At 70.7% G+C, this 17,962-nt stretch carries 20 protein-coding genes; 8 read left to right on the top strand and 12 right to left on the bottom strand.

The window, feature by feature from the left end; all coding sequences use genetic code 11:
- The 5 genes from ACQPZW_RS02160 to ACQPZW_RS02140 are packed head-to-tail and all read right to left on the bottom strand — an operon-like array spanning window position 1 to window position 4,391.
- Window positions 1-1,182, bottom strand: coding sequence for an acyl-CoA reductase (locus ACQPZW_RS02160; RefSeq protein WP_433793163.1), 1,182 nt, complete (start codon window positions 1,180-1,182; stop codon window positions 1-3).
- Window positions 1,179-2,213, bottom strand: coding sequence for an acyl-protein synthetase (locus tag ACQPZW_RS02155; RefSeq protein WP_433793162.1), 1,035 nt, complete (start codon window positions 2,211-2,213; stop codon window positions 1,179-1,181). The genes ACQPZW_RS02160 and ACQPZW_RS02155 overlap by 4 nt, the downstream gene beginning before the upstream one ends.
- On the bottom strand, window positions 2,210-3,424 hold the full coding sequence (locus tag ACQPZW_RS02150; RefSeq protein ID WP_433793161.1) for an AMP-binding protein: 1,215 nt from the start codon (window positions 3,422-3,424) through the stop codon (window positions 2,210-2,212). The genes ACQPZW_RS02155 and ACQPZW_RS02150 overlap by 4 nt, the downstream gene beginning before the upstream one ends.
- A complete protein-coding gene (locus tag ACQPZW_RS02145) occupies window positions 3,421-4,152 on the bottom strand; it encodes an SDR family NAD(P)-dependent oxidoreductase (RefSeq protein WP_433793160.1) in 732 nt (243 codons plus the stop codon). The genes ACQPZW_RS02150 and ACQPZW_RS02145 overlap by 4 nt, the downstream gene beginning before the upstream one ends.
- Window positions 4,149-4,391 carry an acyl carrier protein gene (locus ACQPZW_RS02140; RefSeq protein ID WP_433793159.1) on the bottom strand — a complete coding sequence of 81 codons (243 nt, stop codon included), beginning with the start codon at window positions 4,389-4,391 and terminating at the stop codon, window positions 4,149-4,151. The genes ACQPZW_RS02145 and ACQPZW_RS02140 overlap by 4 nt, the downstream gene beginning before the upstream one ends.
- Window positions 4,392-4,575: 184 nt before the next feature.
- Here ACQPZW_RS02140 and pseB point away from each other — a divergent pair, with 184 nt between their 5' ends.
- The 6 genes from pseB to ACQPZW_RS02110 are packed head-to-tail and all read left to right on the top strand — an operon-like array spanning window position 4,576 to window position 10,748.
- On the top strand, window positions 4,576-5,556 hold the full coding sequence (gene pseB / locus ACQPZW_RS02135) for a UDP-N-acetylglucosamine 4,6-dehydratase (inverting) (protein WP_433793158.1): 981 nt from the start codon (window positions 4,576-4,578) through the stop codon (window positions 5,554-5,556).
- A complete protein-coding gene (locus ACQPZW_RS02130; RefSeq protein ID WP_433793157.1) occupies window positions 5,556-6,680 on the top strand; it encodes a DegT/DnrJ/EryC1/StrS family aminotransferase in 1,125 nt (374 codons plus the stop codon). The genes pseB and ACQPZW_RS02130 overlap by 1 nt, the downstream gene beginning before the upstream one ends.
- Before the next feature lie 3 nt (window positions 6,681-6,683).
- Complete coding sequence (locus tag ACQPZW_RS02125; protein WP_433793156.1) at window positions 6,684-7,496, top strand: hypothetical protein; 813 nt, start codon at window positions 6,684-6,686, stop codon at window positions 7,494-7,496.
- Window positions 7,493-9,031: a hypothetical protein gene (locus tag ACQPZW_RS02120; RefSeq protein WP_433793155.1), complete on the top strand. Its 1,539-nt coding sequence runs from the start codon at window positions 7,493-7,495 to the stop codon at window positions 9,029-9,031. Before ACQPZW_RS02125 ends, ACQPZW_RS02120 begins: the two co-directional genes overlap by 4 nt.
- The gene (locus tag ACQPZW_RS02115) at window positions 9,025-9,753 is read left to right on the top strand and encodes a cytidylyltransferase domain-containing protein (protein ID WP_433797398.1); all 729 of its coding nucleotides are present in this window, start codon (window positions 9,025-9,027) and stop codon (window positions 9,751-9,753) included. The genes ACQPZW_RS02120 and ACQPZW_RS02115 overlap by 7 nt, the downstream gene beginning before the upstream one ends.
- On the top strand, window positions 9,750-10,748 hold the full coding sequence (locus tag ACQPZW_RS02110; RefSeq protein WP_433793154.1) for a PseG/SpsG family protein: 999 nt from the start codon (window positions 9,750-9,752) through the stop codon (window positions 10,746-10,748). Before ACQPZW_RS02115 ends, ACQPZW_RS02110 begins: the two co-directional genes overlap by 4 nt.
- Here the strand turns inward: ACQPZW_RS02110 and ACQPZW_RS02105 are convergent.
- Window positions 10,735-11,748, bottom strand: a complete 1,014-nt coding sequence (locus ACQPZW_RS02105) for an NADPH:quinone reductase (RefSeq protein WP_433793153.1) — start codon at window positions 11,746-11,748, stop codon at window positions 10,735-10,737. The genes ACQPZW_RS02110 and ACQPZW_RS02105 overlap by 14 nt on opposite strands.
- A gap of 83 nt (window positions 11,749-11,831) precedes the next feature.
- Between ACQPZW_RS02105 and ACQPZW_RS02100 the strand changes: the two genes are divergently transcribed.
- Complete coding sequence (locus ACQPZW_RS02100) at window positions 11,832-12,305, top strand: response regulator (protein ID WP_433793152.1); 474 nt, start codon at window positions 11,832-11,834, stop codon at window positions 12,303-12,305.
- 42 nt (window positions 12,306-12,347) lie between these two features.
- Here the strand turns inward: ACQPZW_RS02100 and ACQPZW_RS02095 are convergent, their stop codons facing one another.
- The 3 genes from ACQPZW_RS02095 to ACQPZW_RS02085 all read right to left on the bottom strand — a co-directional run bounded on the left by ACQPZW_RS02095 (window position 12,348) and on the right by ACQPZW_RS02085 (window position 14,833).
- Window positions 12,348-13,067 (bottom strand): anti-sigma factor family protein, encoded by a 720-nt coding sequence (locus tag ACQPZW_RS02095; protein ID WP_433793151.1) that lies wholly within the window; start codon window positions 13,065-13,067, stop codon window positions 12,348-12,350.
- Window positions 13,064-13,633 (bottom strand): sigma-70 family RNA polymerase sigma factor, encoded by a 570-nt coding sequence (locus ACQPZW_RS02090; RefSeq protein WP_433793150.1) that lies wholly within the window; start codon window positions 13,631-13,633, stop codon window positions 13,064-13,066. The genes ACQPZW_RS02095 and ACQPZW_RS02090 overlap by 4 nt, the downstream gene beginning before the upstream one ends.
- A 102-nt stretch (window positions 13,634-13,735) precedes the next feature.
- Window positions 13,736-14,833 carry a neprosin family prolyl endopeptidase gene (locus tag ACQPZW_RS02085; RefSeq protein WP_433793149.1) on the bottom strand — a complete coding sequence of 366 codons (1,098 nt, stop codon included), beginning with the start codon at window positions 14,831-14,833 and terminating at the stop codon, window positions 13,736-13,738.
- Between the two features lie 345 nt (window positions 14,834-15,178).
- On the opposite strand from ACQPZW_RS02085, the gene ACQPZW_RS02080 reads away from it, so the two are divergent.
- A complete protein-coding gene (locus ACQPZW_RS02080; RefSeq protein WP_433793148.1) occupies window positions 15,179-15,634 on the top strand; it encodes a cysteine dioxygenase in 456 nt (151 codons plus the stop codon).
- A gap of 4 nt (window positions 15,635-15,638) precedes the next feature.
- Here the strand turns inward: ACQPZW_RS02080 and ACQPZW_RS02075 are convergent, their stop codons facing one another.
- From ACQPZW_RS02075 to pnuC, 3 genes are read right to left on the bottom strand one after another with little or no spacing between them, the layout of a single operon-like run.
- Complete coding sequence (locus ACQPZW_RS02075; RefSeq protein ID WP_433793147.1) at window positions 15,639-16,202, bottom strand: hypothetical protein; 564 nt, start codon at window positions 16,200-16,202, stop codon at window positions 15,639-15,641.
- 23 nt (window positions 16,203-16,225) lie between these two features.
- Window positions 16,226-17,329 carry an AAA family ATPase gene (locus tag ACQPZW_RS02070; protein ID WP_433793146.1) on the bottom strand — a complete coding sequence of 368 codons (1,104 nt, stop codon included), beginning with the start codon at window positions 17,327-17,329 and terminating at the stop codon, window positions 16,226-16,228.
- Window positions 17,326-17,952 (bottom strand): nicotinamide riboside transporter PnuC, encoded by a 627-nt coding sequence (gene pnuC / locus ACQPZW_RS02065; RefSeq protein ID WP_433793145.1) that lies wholly within the window; start codon window positions 17,950-17,952, stop codon window positions 17,326-17,328. The genes ACQPZW_RS02070 and pnuC overlap by 4 nt, the downstream gene beginning before the upstream one ends.
- Window positions 17,953-17,962 lie beyond the last annotated feature (10 nt).

Here is a 17,962-nt window from a genome sequence, read left to right as displayed (position 1 = left end):
TCATTGCAGCGTCGTCAATCTCGTGAATTCGCGCTTGAGGTCATAGCCGTCCCAGATCGCGCCGAAGGTCAGCGCCGATCCGAACGGGACGATCCGGTCCACGCCGCGACCGCCCAGCTCGGTGGCGAAGGCGCGCAGCTCGGCCGGGGTGAAACCGAAATGGCTGACGGTCTGGTCCTGCCGGTTCATCGCCGGCACCAGGTCGGAGAGGGAGTCGACCTCGGCGAACGGGAACGCGCCCGCACCGATCCAGCGCCGGGGCGCCGCCTCCACGCCGGCCAGGGTGACCGCGGTCAGCCGGTTGTCCGGGAAGTCGAGGGCGGTGGCGGCGCCGGTGGCGGCCAGCTCGTACGCGTTGACCCGCTTCTCCACCGCCATCGCCGGGTCGACGGTCCAGCCGCGCCGGTCGACGACGTCGAGCAGCAACTCCAGGAACTCGGCCCGGATGCCCGTGGTGTCCCCGCCGCCGATCAGGAAGACCGTCCGCGGGGAGGAGCAGGCGGCCTGGTCGAACCAGTACGCGTCGTTGGCGAACCCGACCACCGCGGCCCGGCGTGCGTCCGGGTCGGCGGCCCGCCAGCCCGGCGCGGACAGAACCGCCCACGACGTACGGTCGGGGAAGGTCAGGTCTCGTGCCGACGGCTTCAACGGATGCTTGCGGATGGTGTCGACGGCCCGGTCGCCGCCCCAGATCACCCGCAGGTCACACCATCTGCTGAGGGCCGCGGTGACCGTGTCGTCGTGACCGTAGGTGATCATCCGCTGGGTGCGGGCGATCACCGGGTCCGCGTCGACCTCGTTCAGCGCCTCCAGGATCACCTCGGCCGCGCCGGCGGACCGCGACGAGATCCGGACGATGTTGTGGTTGCCGGCCAGCGCAGAGATCGCCCAGGAGTAGACGAAGATCGTGTCCACGTTGGCCGGTGGCAGGTGGAAGACGTTGCCCCGGGGAAAGACCAGGGCGTCCGGCCGGGTCGCCATCGCCTCGACCGACCGCCTCAGCTCGGCCGGCCGCAGGAAGTAGCCGAGCGAGCCCAACTCCGGGAAACGCCGGGCCACCGTGGGCGCGAGCAACTTGCGGGCGAGCGCGGCGAGGAAGTCGACCACTCGCGGGTCACCGACGGTGAGCCGGTCGGCCGACGGCGCGGTCAGGTCGCCCTCGACCCCGAAGCGGAAGATCATGCGGCACTCCGATACGTGTCCGAGCAGCCCCGGGCCTCGGCGCGGGGCAGCCGGCCGAGGACCGAGAAGCGTTTGCCGGGCCAGTCCCCGTCGTCGACGCCGTGCACGACGCCGAGGTCCTCGGTGAGCAGCACGTGACCGGGGTACGAGGTGGGCAGCGTGCTCACCACCTCGAGGAGGCCCGGTTTGCCGGGCGGGAGCTCCGCCCAGGTCTCCGGGTCGCGAACCACGACGTCCGCGAAGTCGGGGCAGTACAGCGATCCACCCGTCGGACCCTCGAGAAAGATCGTCCCGATCTGCTCGACCATGCCGTAGAAGTTGTGGATCCGGGTGAGCCCGACGGCCGCCAGCCGTCTGCGGAACTCCTCCGGGGAGACGGCCCGGTCGACCAGCTTCTTCCAGCCACCGGAGTGGATCAGGATGCCGTTGCCCAGGTCGAGGCCGTGCTCGCGGGCGATCTCGTAGAGGTGCAGCCAGACCAGGTAGGTGAACCCGAAGATCAGGAACGGCTGGTCGCCGTGCTTCTCCAGGAAGCCGCGGAGGCCGTCGAGGTCGACCGCGCCCTCGTCGTCGAGCGCCCAGACGTGGTCCCGGCCGAAGGTCGCCATGCCGAGCACACCGGCTCCGCGGGCGCTGAACGAGCGGCGGTCCTTCAGGATCGACTTCGTGTCGACGATCAGCATCGGCAGGCGCTTGGGGCCGAGCACGGTCTGCAGGGTGGCGCCGAGCTGCCGGGTCTGGGTGGCGGCGGCCGCCTTGTCCAGATGGATCCGGCTCACCTCACCCGTCGTACCGCTGGAGGTCAGCACTTTGAAGACCTCGTCGTCCGGGATGCTCTTCAGTTCCAGGGTCTTGAAGAGCCGGACCGGCAGCCACGGCAACTCGGAGATGGTGGACAGGGTGGATACGCGCGATGCGGCGAGGATCCGATCATACGGAGCGCAGTGCCGCCGATGATGCTCGACGAGATCCACCAGCTCCGGCAGGAGGAGCTTCTCCTTGTCCGATTGGGACAGTGTGAAGACACTCACAACGACGCCTCCAGCGCCCGATAGTCGGTCTTGCCGTTGGGCAGCAGCGGCAGGGACGGGATCGTGCGCACGTCGACCCCGGTGAAGTGGGTGCCGAGCCACTCGGCGATCTTGCTTCGCAGCGCGCGGACATCGACGTCGGTGGTGAAGACGTGCAGCCTGTCGTCACCGGCCACGGCCGCGACCGGGAAGTGCCGCTCCACGTCGTCGAGGTTGATGCGGACGCCGAAGACCTTGGCCATCCGCTTGCGCCGGCCGGTGATGGACAGGAACCCATCGTCGTCGAGGCGGCCCAGGTCGCCGGTGTGCAGCACGCCGGCGAGGTCGTCGCCTCGGGCCAGGTCGGCGGCTGTCTCGGCGTACCCCATCATGACGTTGGGCCCGCGGTAGACGACCTCGCCATCCTCGATGGTGAAGGCCCCGCCGGGCATCGCCCGGCCGACCGAGCCGAGCTTGTCGGCGAGCCGGTCGGGCGGCAGGCACGCCATCCGCGGCCCGGCCTCGGTCTGCCCGTACATCACGAACATCCGGCCGCCGACGGCGTCCATCCGGGCGGCGAAGTCGGTCACCAGGTCGGTGCGCAGACGGCCGCCGGCCTGCGTGAGCGTACGCACGGACGGGTACCGGGCCGGGTCGAAGCGGAGTCGCCGCAACATCTCGTACTGCGACGGCACGAACGCCAGCGAGGTGACCCCGTGCTCGTCGACCGCGGCCCAGAAGTCCTTCCGCATGATCCCGGTGCGCTCGAGCACCACGGTCGCCCCGCGCAGCAGATGCGAGTGCAGCACCGACAGCCCGTAGGAGTAGAAGAGCGGCAGCGTGGTGATCGCGACGTCGTCGCCGGTGACGCCGAGGCTGTCGGCCACCTGCCCGGCGTTGGCGAGCACCGCCGCCCGGGAGAGCCGGACCAGTTTCGGATCGCCGGTGGAGCCGCTGGTGGTGAGCAGCAGTGCCAGGTCGGGGTGCACGTCGCCGGTGGTGTAGCGGGCGATGAGCGAGGTGTGGTCGAGATCCGGGTCGAGCAGCAGGACCGGCTTGCCCAGGCGCAGCGCCGCGAGATAGCGGGCCACCGCCTCCAGCGTGGTCCGCATCGGCAGGAAGACGATCGGCTGCCCGGCGATGTCGTCGGCGGCCGCGTCGATCAGCGCGGGCGTCAGAACCGAGCCGGTGGCCGCGTCGACGACCCGCGCGGCGGGGTGGAGCAGGTTCACAGTGTCAGTCCCCCGTCGACCCCGAGGATCTGGCCGGTGACGAATCGCGCCTGCTCGGAGAGGAGGAAGGCGATCACGTCGGCGACCTCGTCGGCGGTGCCGAGACGGCCGAGGGCGGTGTGCGCGATCCGGTCGGCGCGGCCGGCCTCGTCCAGCGTGTCCAGCATGTCGGTGGCGATGAAGCCCGGTGCGACCGCGTTGACCCGGATGCCGCGCGGGCCGAGCTCCTTCGCCGCGGACCTGGTCAGGCCGGCCACCGCGGCCTTGGAGGCGGCGTAGACGGCCTGCCCCGCGACACCCTGGTCACCGGTGATCGAGGCGGTCAGGACCACTGCCGGGCTCTGCCCACGGGCGAGCAGCCGGACCGCGTTCTGCAGGGTGTACGCCGCACCGGCCGCGTTCACCGCGAAGAGCCGCTCGACCGTGGCGTCCGGCGTCATGCCGAGCATCCCGGCCGCGTGCGTGCCGGCGTTGACCACGAGCGCGTCGAGCCGTTTGAAGGTCTCGAAGGCGAGCCGGGCCAGTGCCTTGCTGGTCGCCGGGTCGGCGATGTCACCGGCCGCGTGCACGACGGTGACACCGAACTTGGCGGAGATCTCCCCGGCCGTCGCGGCGATCCGCTCCGGGTCGTGGCCGTGCAGCACCAGGTCGTAGCCCTGCCCGGCGAGGCGCTGTGCGACAGCCCGGCCGATTCCGCGGGACGCCCCGGTGACCAGGGCGACGCTCACTTGACGTCCACCCCGTATTTACCGAGGATTCGCGCGGCCTCCGCAAAGCTGGACATATTGATGACGTCGTCGGTGTCGAGCATTACCGAGAATTCATCTTCAATGGCGGCGACAAGTGACATGTGCGCGAGGGAATCCCACTTCTCGTTGTCCTGATAGCGCAGGTCGTCCACGGGCTCGTCCGCCGGGAGATCGAGGGCGGTACGGAACGCCTCGCGTAGTCTCTGCAGCTCAGTCACGGTATTACTCCAGGGTGGGTTGTTCAGAGGAGGACTACGATCCCGCAGCTTCCCGGTCGCCACGACCAATCGCGGCTGAACTGAGAATGAACTGCACGCAGCATTTCTCCGCGCTCGATGGAAATGCCTTCCGAGCTGTTTATGCTTCCGCCTCGTAACCCCGCTGAACCCCCCGGAGAATCTCGTGTCTGAACTCGCCGGCTCCTCGATCCTTGTCACCGGCTCGACCGGTTCCTTCGGCAAGGCCTTCCTGAAGTACGCGCTGACGCATCTCGACCCGTCCCGCATCGTGGTGTTCTCCCGCGACGAGCTGAAGCAGTACGAGGTCCGCCAGATGTTCGGCGACGACCCGCGTCTGCGCTTCTTCATCGGCGACATCCGCGACGAGAAGCGCCTGGACCGGGCCATGCACGGCATCGACTACGTGGTGCACGCGGCTGCCCTCAAGCAGGTCGACACAGCCGAGTACAACCCGTCGGAGTTCGTGGCCACGAACATCAACGGCACCCAGAACGTGATCGACGCGGCCATCAACCACGGGGTCAGGAAGGTCGTCGCGCTCTCCACCGACAAGGCGTCGAGCCCGATCAACCTGTACGGCGCGACCAAGCTCGCCGCCGACAAGATCGTGATCGCCGGCAACCACTACGCCGCGACCCACCCGACCCGTCTGGCCGTGGTCCGCTACGGCAACGTGATGGGCTCCCGCGGCTCGGTCGTGCCGTTCTTCCGCAAGCTCGCCGAAGAGGGCAAGAGCCTGCCGATCACCGACAAGCGGATGACCCGGTTCTGGATCACCCTGGACCAGGCGGTCCAATTCGTCGTCGACTCCTTCGACGTGATGCAGGGCGGCGAGCTCTACGTCCCGCGGATCCCGAGCATGCGGATCATGGACCTGGTCGAGGCGGTCGCGCCGGGCGCGGGCACCCACGAGATGGGCATGCGTCCCGGCGAGAAGCTGCACGAGGAGATGATCGCCGCCGACGACAGCCGCCGGACCCTGCGGTTCAAGGACCGTTACGTGGTGCAGCCGGTCGTCGCGAGCTGGGGCTACGAGACCCCGCCCGGCGGCGAGGACGTTCCGGACGGCTTCAACTACCGTTCGGACAACAACGACCTGTGGCTCTCGGTCGACGAGATGCGCGACCTCCTCGCGGAGGACTGATGCTGCCCTACGGACGACAGTCGATCGACGCCGGCGACGTGGAGGCGGTCGTCGCCGCCCTGGGCAGTGACTGGCTGACCACCGGCCCGCGGGTCGCACGGTTCGAGGCCGACATCGAGGCGGTGGCCGGGGCGCCGGCCGTCACGGTCACCAACGGGACCACGGCGCTGCACGCGGCCTACGCGGCGGCCGGGGTCGGGCCCGGTGACGAGGTGATCACCACGCCGATGACGTTCGTGGCCACCGCGTCGGGCGCGGCCATGCTCGGCGCGAAGGTGATCTTCGCCGACATCGAGGAGGACACCGCCAACCTCGACCCGGTCGCGGTCGAGGCCGTGGCCGGCCCCCGCACGAGGGTGATCACGGCGGTCGACTACGCCGGTGTGCCGGCCGACTACGACCGGCTACGGAAGATCACCGACGGTGCCGGCGCGATCCTGATCGCGGACGCGGCGCACTCGATCGGGTCCACCTATCGCGGGCGTCCCGTCGGCACCCTCGCCGACCTCACCACATTCTCGTTCTTCCCGACCAAGAACCTCACCACCGGCGAGGGCGGGGCGGTCGTCTCCACCCGGCCGGAGCTGGTCCAGCGCCTGCGGGACTTCCGGACCGTCGGATCGGTACGTGATCCGCAACGCCTGCGCCGTACCGACGAGGGTGGCTGGTACTACGAGGTGCAGGAGTTCGGCCTCAACTACCGGCTGCCGGATGTGCTGTGCGCGCTGGGCTCCGCCCAACTCCGCCGCCTCGACGACTTCAAGGCGCGCCGCGCGCACCTGACGGCACGCTACGACGAGTCGCTCGCCGACGTTCCCGGCCTCCGGCCCCCGGCGGGGCGTCCCGATGTGGACCCGATGCGTCACCTCTATCCGGTACGCATCCTCGACGGCCGCCGGCGTGAGGTGTACGACAGGCTGCGCGCCGCCGGAGTCGGAGTGCAGGTCAACTACATCCCGGTCTACTGGCACCCGGTCTTCGAGGACCTCGGGTACCGGCGTGGCATGTGCCCGGTCGCCGAGGCCTTCTACGCCGAGGAGCTGTCGCTGCCGCTCTTCTACGACCTGAGCGACTCCGACCAGGATCGCGTCGTCGACACACTGCGCGGGATCCTCGGGAGCTAGCGGGTGCACCACGGCAACCACTTCTACGGTCACGCGCACGTGCTCGCCGGATACTGCGGACTGGACCCGGCCACCCCGCCACGGATCGACGGCTACCTGCAGCACGGGTGGAACGTGGTCGACGGTCTCGGCGGGGGTACGCCGTACGCGCCCGGGAGCACGATCTTCGTGTGGTCCGAGCGGACCCGCCGGCGCGCCTGGTCGATGGGCCGCCCGCAGGCCACCGTGATCGGCTCCCCCTTCCTCTACCTGCTGCGGTCCACACCGGACGACACCGCGGCGGAGAAACGGGAGGGGACGATCTGGTACCCGTTCCACGGATGGGAGGGGCAGAAGGTCAGCGGTGACCATCACCGGCTGATCGACGAGATCAGCGCGACCGAGGACGGGCCGATCACGTTCTGCCTGTACTGGAACGAGTACGAGGACAGGCGGGTCCGGGCGCTCTACGAACGGGCGGGACGGGTCATCTGCCACGGCTACCGCGGGTACATGCGGATGCGCACCGACGCCGACTTCCTGCGCGGCCAGCTCGCTGAGCTGCGTAGACACCGCCGGGTGGCGTCCAACCGGCTGAGCACGGCGATCTTCTACGGCGCCGCGGCCGGTGCTGAGCCCGCGGTCTACGGCGACCCGATGTACCTGGACCGGGAGGACACCCCGACGGCCGAGCGGATCCGGCGCGAGTGGCCGGAGTTGCACGGCGCCGCGCCGAACTCCATGACCGCCCGGGAGATCGTGCTCGCCGAGCTGGGCGACGGCTGGCTGGCCTCCCCGGCCGAGCTGCGCGCGATGCTGGGCTGGGCGTCCGCATGATCCGGATGATCGGCGGCGAGATGCCGGAGTACTCCGAGGAGCACCCACCCGCGGGCGGCGTCCTTCTCCGGCACCTGCTCGAACGCCTGCCCACCGGCATCCGGGTGCTGGTCGCCGGGCCGCACGACATCGGCCTGATCGGCGCGCTGGCCGAGCGCCGCGACGTGACCTGCCTGGTCCGGTCGCAACCCGAGGCCACCGCGATCCCCGACGTCACGGTGCTCTGCGGCACCCTGTCCAAGCTCACCGACGCCGACCGGTACGACGTGGTGGTCGCCCTCGACGGCGTCGGCCGGCTCTGCTCCCCGGAGGACACCCCGCTCGCGTGGGCCGAGTCGGTGCGGATCCTGGCCCGCGCTCTGCGGCCCGGCGGCACACTCCTGCTCGCCGTCGAGAACGAGCTGGGCGTGCACCGGCTCGTCGCCGCCGGAACACCGACCGCGGCCCGCTCCGGGGACGCGTGGCGCCCGATCGGCGAGTTCGGCGACGCGCCCGGCCGTCCGGACCGGCTGGCCGCCACACTCGCCGCCGAAGGCCTGCCGGTCACCGCGCTGGCCGCCGCCTGGCCGCTCCCGCAGAGCCCGTCGTTACTGGCCACGCCGGAGACGCTGCGTCACGGACCACTCGACGCGCTGGCTGCTCTGGCCGCGGCGGCGGTCTCCCCCGTCTACGCGGACGAACCCGTCCTGAGCGACCCGCGCCGCCTGGCCGCCGCGGCCGTGCGCCGTGGGATCGGCGCCGAGCTGGCGCCCGCCTGGCTGGTCGTCGCCCAACGGGCCGCCCGCCCCGGCCAGGCCGCGATGTCCCTGCCACAGGCGTTGACGGCCGGCCCGTCCGGGTCGGTGACCGAGCTGATCGGCACCCCGGACCGCGGCTGGCTGCGGCGCGTCGTTCGCGGCTGGTCGCCGGTGCTGTCGCCGGCTACCGGAGACGGCACGGAGAGCCGGCCGGGATCCCCGATGACGGCCGTGCCTCTTCCGACCGGACGACTGCTGGAGGAGCGGCTGCTCACCGCTGCCCTCGAACACGACCTGCCGGCGCTGCGCCGGCTGCTCACCGGCTGGATGACCGAACTGCCGATGGTCGCCGCCGGCAACGTGCTGGTGGACGGCGACCGGTACGCCCCGCTGGACCCGTCCGTGCCGGACCAGCCGGACGTGCTGGCCCGGTTCGCGCACACGCTGATCACCGGCGGATATCACCACCCCTGGCCCGGCGTGACCGACCTGGCCCGCCTCATCGCCGTGCTCGCCGGGGCCGCCGGCCTCGACACCGCGCCCGAGGCACCCGGCGCCGACGGCCCGCACGGCCGCCGCGAGCAGGAGATCCAGCTCGACACGCTGCGGCAGCGGCTCGCCGACGCCGAGGACCGGTGCCGGTTCTTCGAGATCGAGCTGGACAAGCGTGAGGCCGAGTTGGGCCGCGCCAAGACACAGATCGCCGCGTTCAGCGGCAACCTCGGCTATCGCGCCGCCAAAGCCGGGCTCGTCCTGGCCCGCGCCGCCCGCAACCGCATCCGAAAAGGACGATCATGAGCACCCTCGGCATCATCCAGGCCCGGATGGGCTCCACCCGGCTGCCCGGCAAAGTGCTGCGCGACCTGGGCGGACGCACCGTCCTCGACCGGGTGGTCCGGGCCGCCCGGGCCAGCGGCGTCGTCGACGACCTGGTGGTGGCCACCACGATCCTGCCCGACGACGACGCGGTCGAGGCCGAGTGCGCGGCGATCGGGGTGGACTGCTACCGCGGGCCGGTCGACGACGTGCTCACCCGGTTCCTCGGCGTGCTGGAGACCCGGACCGTCGACGACGTGCTCCGGTTCACCGCCGACTGCCCGCTGCTCGACCCGCGGCTCGTCGCCCGGGCGTACCGGGTGTTCGCGGCCGCCGGTGTCGACTACCTGACCACGTCGATCACCCGGACGCTGCCGCGCGGCCTGGACGTCGAGGTGATCCGGGCCGCGGTGCTCAAGGAGATCGACAAGCTGGCGTACGACCACCACCGCACCCACGTGACGTCGTACGTCTACACCCACCCCGCCGACTTCGACCTGATCGGGCTGACCGTGCAGCCGGACATGTCGTACCTGCGGCTCACCCTGGACACCGAGGACGACTGGCAGCTGATCGAGGCGATCGTCGACCACTTCGGCGACGCGCCCATCGCGGTCCGGGAGGTGGCCGACTGGCTCGGCGGGCAGCCCGCGCTGGCCGAGCTCAACGCGCACATCATGCAGAAGGACCTGGAGCAGGCGTGACCGCTGTCGGGATCCGGTGTGACGCCGGGGCGCTCACCGGAGTGGGACACCTCGTGCGGTGTGTGGCACTCGCCGAGGAACTGGTCGGCCGGGGTGTCGACGTGCACTTCCTCAGCGACCTCGGCGGGGTGGCGTGGGCCGGGGCGCAGCTCGAACAGCGCGGCCTGCCCTGGCATCCGGCGCCCTTCGACGAGATCGGGCTGGTCTCGGCGGTGCGGCGGCTCCGGCTGGACGCGCTGGTCGTCGACTCGTACACGCTGCCACCGGCGCACAGCAAGGCCGTGCGGGCGGCGGGGACGACCGTGCTGGCCATCGTGGACGGTGACCCACGTGGGCAGGACGCCGACATCTACGTCGACCAGAACCTCGATGCCGTGCTCGACGTCGGTGACGTGCGGCTGGCCGGTCTCGACTATGCGCTGCTGCGTTCGTCGGTGCGGCGTCTCCGGCCTCTTGCGGCGCCGGTGAGCTCGTTCGACCGTACCCCCAAGGTTGTGGCCTTCTTCGGCGGAACCGACGCCTACCGTGCCGCGCCGCAGGTCGCCCGGCTGCTCTCGGAGGCTGCGGCGCCCTTCGACGCGACCGTCGTCGCCGCCGACGCGAGCCTGCGCGCCGAACTGCTCGCGGTCCCGGCGGGTGAGGGCCAGCGGTTCGAGATCATCGACCCGACCGACCGCCTTCCCGAGCTGCTCGCCGGCGCCGATCTGGTGGTCAGCGCCAGCGGCACCTCGACGTGGGAGCTGCTCTGCCTCGGGCGGGCCGCCGCGCTGGTCCAGGTCGTCGACAATCAGATCCAGGGGTACGAGCGGACCGTCGCCCGTGGCTACGCGGCCGGCATCGGCCGTCTCGGCGCGTTCGACGACGACGCCGTGACCACGCTGCGACGTCTGCTGCTGAAGCCGGGCGACCGGACCGCTCTCGCCGTCCGGGGGTGGGAAGCGGTCGACGGCCGCGGTGTCGAGCGGGTGGCGGACGCCCTGCTCAGGGTGCGGTGACGTCGATGACGACCTTGCCGACCACATGGCTCTCGACGGCCTCGTGGGCCTCCGCGACCCGCTCCAGCGGGAAGCGCAGGATCGGTAGCCCGGCATCGTCACCGACCCGGAAAGCTCCCGTGTTGACCGCCTCGGCGACCGCCGCGACCGCGTTCGCCTTCTCCTCGGGCGTGGTGGTGTAGGTCAGCACGAAGTCGAGGCTCGCGTTCTTCACCATCGCCTTGAAGCTGGGCACGCTGAACTTCCCGCCCACGTAGATCGCGATGTTGCCGCCCGGTGCGAGCACGTCCAGGTCGGTGTCGAGATTGTCGGTGTTCACCTCGACGATCAGACGCGGGCCCTCCGGGCTGACCTCACGCACACGGGCGGCCACGTCCTCCTCCCGGTAGTCGATCACCGTGTCCGCACCGGCGGCCAGTGCCAGGACCGCCTTCTCCTTCGAGCTGACCGTGGTGATCACCGTGGCGCCGGACCACTTGGCCAGCTGGATCGCCGCGTTGCCGACAGCGCCCGCACCCCCGGCGACCAGCACGGTCCAGCCGTCCAGAGCGCCGGGCGCGAGCCGGGCCGGACCGTCCGCCGCGACGGTCAGACAGCGGTGCGCGGTGAGCGCCGGAATGCCCAGATCGGCGCCGACCTCGAACGGGACGTCGTCGTTCATCCGGACCACCTGGTGCCGGGGCAGCACCACGTACTCCTGGGCGGTGCCGTTCTCCCGGCCGTACCCGGCGTCCCACACCCAGACCCGGTCGCCCGGCTCCAGATCGGTCACGCCGACCCCGAGAGCGTCCACCACACCCGCGCCGTCCTGGTTCGGCACCCGAGGTGGAGCCACCCCGTCGGGCACGCCACGGCCCGCCCGGGTGCCGGTGTCGGTCGGGTTCACCGCGGAGAGCACGATCCGGACACGCACCTCCCCCGCACCGGCAAGCGGCAGCTCACGGTCGACGATCTGCAGGACGGAGGCGGGACCCGGCTCGGCGAATACGGCAGCACGCATACCCCCACCCTATTCGCGCTCAGTGGCCCCGCCGGGTTGCCGAACAGTAGTGACGGCAGTCCGCCACATTCTCGGAGGTACCCGTGCCCACCGTGTTGATCGCCGACGACGAGGTCGACCATCGAGAACTGCTGACCCTCGCGCTGCGCCGGATCGGCTACGACGTGGTGACCGCCGCCGACTCGGCCGGCGCCCTGGCCCGCCTCTCCGACGGCGGCATCGACGTCGCCCTGATCGATGTGCGCATGCCGGGCGGCTCCGGCATCGAGCTGTGCCGCCAGATCCGCAGTTCCCCGGAGACCGAGCTGCTGCCGATCATGGTGATCAGCGCCGACGTGCACCGTCACCAGGTGATGACCGCGCTGCACGCCGGGGCCGACGACTTCCTGCCCAAACCGTTCAGCCGGGACGACCTCACCGCCCGCATGGAGACCCTGCTGCGGACCCGCCCCAGCGCCGTGGCGCGCGCGGCCGCGGCGGCCCGGGCCGCTCTGCTCGCCACCCGGCACGCGCTCGTCGACGAGCCCGCGGCCGTCCCCTACCGGTACACCGCCTGATCACTACTCGGCGGGAACCCGCCCGGCAAGCGGGTCCCGCCGTCAGACCGTCGCCGTGCCGAGGACCTTCCCGTCCTTGTCGGTGATCAGGATCGCCTCGACGTCGGTGGCCTGGGTCGAGCTGGCGCCGGTCAGTTTCGCCTCGCCGTCGGGGGTGCCACCCCAGACCGCGGCCTGCTCGGTCTGCCCGCTCCGGTTGCGGACCAGGCACAGGAACGGCCCGTTCCCGCTGATCCGGGTCACGTCGAGCGACACCTCGACACCCCATTTCTTGGGGGTGAGCTTCGCCTCGCCGGTCAGGCCGCTCCCCGGTGCCGGCTGGAACCGCGCGTCGATCAGCTGCACGCTTGCGGTCGGCTGCGCCACGGGATCGTTCGGTGGGTTGCCGTTGGCGAAGATCCCGTAGGTGACACCGGCCGCCGCGAACAGCGTGACCGCGGCGACGGACAGCCACCGCATCCGGTTGACCCGGGTCTCCTTGAACTTCTCCGCCCGCATCCGGCTGAGCAGAGTCTCGATGTTCTGCGAGCTCGGCCTGGCGGCCGGACTGACCGCGAGCGCCGCGCCACCTCCGAGGTGACGCGCGTCCGGCATCTTCTGCAGCATCTCCGGTACGGACGACAGCCGGTCCAGCTCGGCCCGGCACTCCGCACAGTCGGCGAGGTGGGCGTCGAGCAGTTCGGTGTCCGTCTCGTCCAGACCGCCCAGGAGGTAGCCACCCAGCAGTCGGTGCAGTGTCTGGTGGTCGTCGAGGTCGCTCATCGCAGCATCCCCATCTCCTCGAAGACGGTACGCAGCGCGCGTACGGCGTAATACGCGCGCGATTTCACCGTGCCCTCGGGCACCGAAAGTCTTCGCGCCGCGTCCGCCACGCTCTGCCCCTCGTAGTACATCTGCTGGATCACCGCCCGGTGTTCCGGCGACAGGCGTTCGAGCGCCTCCGCCACCAGCCAGCCTTCCACCATCTGATCGACATTGTCTGCCGACGGCACCGAGTTGACCGCGTTCTCATCGGCGACCAGCTTCGGCCGGCGCTGTTCGGCGCGCCAGGCGTTGGTCACCACGTTGCGAGCGATGGTGAGCAGGTACGACCTGGTCCGTCCCGGTTCCGGGTCGAGGTGGTCGATGTGCTTCCAAGCTCGTAACAGCGTCTCCTGAACCAGGTCCTCCGCCTTGTGCCGGTCGTTCACGTACCGGGAGACGAAGTTGATCAGGACGGCATAGTGTTCGGTGTAGAGCGCGGTCATCAGTTGCTCGTCGGGGTTCACCCGTCGCTTCATCGGCGCCAGCTCTCCCCTCGGGTTCGGCCCGGCCACCCGGATGTACATCGTGGCATGTGGACCGGTTCAAGCGTGGCCCGCAAATCTGGAAAAGGTCGATGCCCGGCCCTCTTTCGAGGACCGGGCATCAGTGAGCCACGAGGACGTCGATCAGGACGCCTTGCAATCCGCGCGCTTCTCCAGGTCCGGTCCGCCGCCGTACCTGAACGTCCGTGCGCTCAGCTTCGCCAGGGTGTACTCGGTGGAGCCCACGGTGTAGAAGGTGGGCTCCACCGCCGTCGTCGTCCCGATCAGCGAGATGCTGCCGATCCGGGCGGCGGTGGTGTTCTCGGCCTTCCCGATGACGCCGTTGCCCATCTGGGTGCACGGCTCCAAGTTGTCCGCGGCCACCTCACCGAAGACCTTGACCAGGGTCGTCTTGGAGAAGTCGATGGTCCAGTGCTTGGCCGGGAAGTAACCGACCCACTCGGAGTCGTAGGCGATCCACCAGGCGTTGTCGTGGAACTCGACGCCGAACCGCTTCGTGGCGTCCAACGGCAGCGTGTCGCCGGGCCGGATGTTCTTGCTGTACTGCTCGAAGCCGCAGCCGTTGTAGCACTGGGGCACGTTGTCGACCCAGGAGTAGACGAACAGGTGCGGGTCGTCGTCGCCGTTCACGACCCGGTCGACCGTCCAGCCCACCTCGACGACCTGGTCGATCTTGTCCTTGCTCGACACCACGGCCACCTCGGCCAGCGTGTGGAAGTCGTTCTTGGCCAGCGTCGGCTTGTGGATGGTCAGGTTGGCATAGGCGCCCTGGGTGACGACGTCCTGTGAGGCGACGTTGTAGTGGTAGACCACCGTCGCGTCGGCGGCCGCCTTCGAGTTGATCCCCGGAGGCGCCGGCGGCACGACGTGGGTCGTCTCCCGCTTGAGGGATCCGCTACGGGAGGTGCGGCCCTTCGGCGCGTACGCCTCTTCGGCCTCGTCGCCACTCGCGTCGGGAGCGGCGGCGTCGAAACCGGATGCCTTGAGCGACTTGCTGCTCGCCCCGTCCCGGCCGGTCTGGATGGCCTCGGGCCTCGCGCCCCACGGAAGACGGGCCGGCGGGGTGGGAGCCGACTCCTCCACCTCGGCCGGGGCCGCGGCGGGGGCCGGGCTCTCCGGGATCTCCTCGGCGCCCGCGTTGAGAGTCGAGACGACCCCGATGGTGCCGATCACGACTGCGGATATGCCGGCGGCGAGCAGCCCGCGGCGAGACTTCAACACGTGTCCGTCCTCGTTGTCGGGACAACGGAGGGGGGCCTCCGGCGGCCCTTTCCGGGCGCGAGGGTCACCCTATAGCGTTCACTATTGGGTAGGGACCGTCTGAGCAGCGTATTTCGGCGGAACGGACGATCGGGCTAGGCCGATCTGGTGACACATCGACCGATTTAATGCACCCAGTGTGTCGCCATGGTTGCGGAACGAAGTTTTTCGCACCCTCTCCAGAAAGAGGCAAAGCTCGACAAGCTTCTTTCCGTCGACAAGACATCCGGGGTTCCGCAGACACGGCGGTCGATCATGTGATAAAACCTATCACGTCTATAGGGTTTATAGAGGAGGCAGGCCACCGTGACGCTCGATCACCTCGCCATCGCTCAGCGCTTCTCGGCCGCTGCCGCCGCGTGGGCCGTCACACCCCGGTTCGATCCGGTCGAACGGTGGTACCACCGTCTCGCCGTGGCCGACGACCACGAGGTCTGGCTGCTCACCTGGCTGCCCGGGCAGGGCACCGAGATCCACGACCACGGCGGCTCGGCCGGCGCCTTCCACGTGCACGCCGGGACCCTCGCCGAGGACACCGTGGCGGTTCGCGACGGCGCGCCCCGGGTCGTCTCCCGCGAGCTGGGCGAGGGGGCCGGCCGCCGGTTCGGCAGCCACCACATCCACCGCATCGAGAACCGCTCCAGCCGGCCGGCCGTGAGCGTGCACGTCTACGGCCCGGCGCTCACCACCATGACCAAGTACCGTCTCGGCCCGGACCGCCTGGATGTCCTGACCGTCGAGCGCGCCGGCTCCCAGTGGTGACCCGCTACCGGGGGTAGACCACACCCGAGCGGCCGCTGTAGAGGTGCCGGGTGCCGTCCCGCTCGCGGCCGGTGTTCGGCGCGTCCAGCCAGACGATGTAGGCCGCTCCCGAGGTCAGCCCGGTGATCGTGGCACGTACCGAGCATCCGGTCGCGGCCGGCACGTCCTGCCACACCGGCTCGGGCTGAGGGCCCGCCACGACGCCCTGGAGCACCGCGGTGACCCGGTAGTTCGAGCCGCCCTGGGTCGGCCACTCCACGGTCAGCGACCCGGCTCCCGGCGTCACCTCGACCGGGATCATCACCGGCTCGGTCCGCGGCCAGATCCTGGTGCAACTCGGGTCCGGGGACGGGGCGGCGAGCGACACCTCGGCGGTGGCGGTCGGCCTGCCGACGGTCGCCGCCGGAGACGGTGTCGGACTGCCCTGGTCGACCAGGATCCACTGCTTGCCGGCACCGGCCGTCGCCGACGAGTCACCGGCCTTGTCGCCACCGGCTCCGAGCGCGGCGCAGCCGCCCAGCGTCAGCGAGGCCGCCGCCAGCGCGAGCGCGATCCTGGTGTGCCGCATCAATCCCCCGGGGTCGGTGTCCCTCACCGATCGGCGGGGCCCGGCCCGTCCTTAGCGCCCCGGCCGTATCGGCTCGGCGAACGTCCACCCCTGGGCGAGTACGGCGTCGACCGCCTCCACCGCGGTGCGCAAGCGGTGGCCGTACCCCCGGTCAGCTCCTGCCATGGGGTGTCGCCGGCCGCGAGGCAGGACCGGAACCGATCGGTCATCCATTGCCGCAGGTGCTCGCCGTCACGCAGGCCGTCGTCCTCGAACGGCACGCCCGCGCAGTCGGTGAGCAGGTAGAGATCGGGAGACCGGACGAACTCGCGGACCTCCGGCGAGGAGCTGCCCAGATAGCGCTCCTCCCAGATCGTGGTGGCGAAGGCGTCGGTGTCGCCGAAGAGCACCGGCGAGCCCGCTCCGGCGGCGGCGTCCTCCGCCGCGTTCTGCTCGGCGGCCACCGCCCGGAAGTCCGCGCGATCCCAGGTCACGTCGAAGACGGTCGCCTCCGGCCGGTCCTTGCGCAGGTCCGCGAGTTTGCGCTCGGTCAGCTCCCGGCCGAACTCGGGAACCCACCGGGTGCCGGCCCAGACCCCGCCGCGCAGCCGGAAATGCCGGGCCAGGGCGCGTGCCGTCGTGGTGGTGCCGGTCGACTCGGCGCCGACCACGATCACCCGCCGGGCCAGCCATCCCCGGGCGCCCGCGCGGAGCCGGTCCCAGTGCGCGACCGGGTCGGCCCGGATCGCCGTCCCCGACACCGGGATCCGGCCGCGGTCCGGGTCGACCAGCACCGCCTCGGCGTGGAAGCGGTGGGCCAGTTCCGTCCCGTACGCCTCCGACGAGAAGACGGCGTCCACCCGGTCGGTGCCGGCCGCCGCCCGGAAGACCGCCATGTGCAGCTCCCAGACCGCCGGATCGGCGTAGTCGACCGGGTGGTCGTCCAGCACGCCGGCGAACCGGACGCGGGGCCCGTGCTCGGCCCGCAGCCAGGCCAGCCGGTCGGCCAGCGGGATGCTCTCCCGGGAGGACGGCGCCACCACCACGGTGACCCGCTCACAGGCCTGTGCGGCCGCGTCGATGAGCGCATGGTGCCCGGCGTGCGGCGGGTAGAACTTGCCGACGATCAGGCCGTGCCCATACCTCACGCCCGCACCGCCGGCCGCTGGGATCGCTCGACGGCACGCCAGGACCGCAGACCCAGCACGCAGAGGATCATGAAGGCCACGTAGAGGATCGCGGTCAGCCACAGACCCTTGTAGCCGTAGAGCGGGATGTAGATCACGTCGGCCACGATCCAGATCCACCAGCTCTCGACCAGTTTGCGGGTCTGGCCGTAGGTGGCGAGCAGCGAGAGCGCCGTCGTCAGCGCGTCGGCCAGCGGGACGGTCGACCCGGTGAGCCGGTCCAGGAAGAGCCACAGCCCCGCGGTCAGCAGCACCCCGGCGGCGGCCAGGCCGAGCCACTCGGCACGGGTCGTGGAGCGGACCACCAGACGGGTCCGGTCCGCGCCGCCGTAGAGCCAGGCCCACCAGCCGTAACAGCCCAGGACCACGTAGACGATCTGGAGGCCGGCGTCGGCGTACAGGCCGGCGCTCCAGAACACGAGCATCAGCAGGAGCACGTTGAGGACGCCGACCGGCCAGTTGAGGATGTGGCGGCGCACCAGCAGGCCGACGTTCACCAGCCCGGTGAGGAACCCGAGCACCTCCGCCCAAGAGGTCGCGACGCCGAAGGCCACCAGGGCCGGACTGTTCAGCCAATCGATCACGGGGTCAGCA

The sequence above is a fragment of the Actinoplanes sp. CA-252034 genome, assembly GCF_050956125.1.
Lineage (GTDB): Bacteria > Actinomycetota > Actinomycetes > Mycobacteriales > Micromonosporaceae > Actinoplanes.
This window is presented reverse-complemented; position numbering and strand designations above follow the sequence as displayed.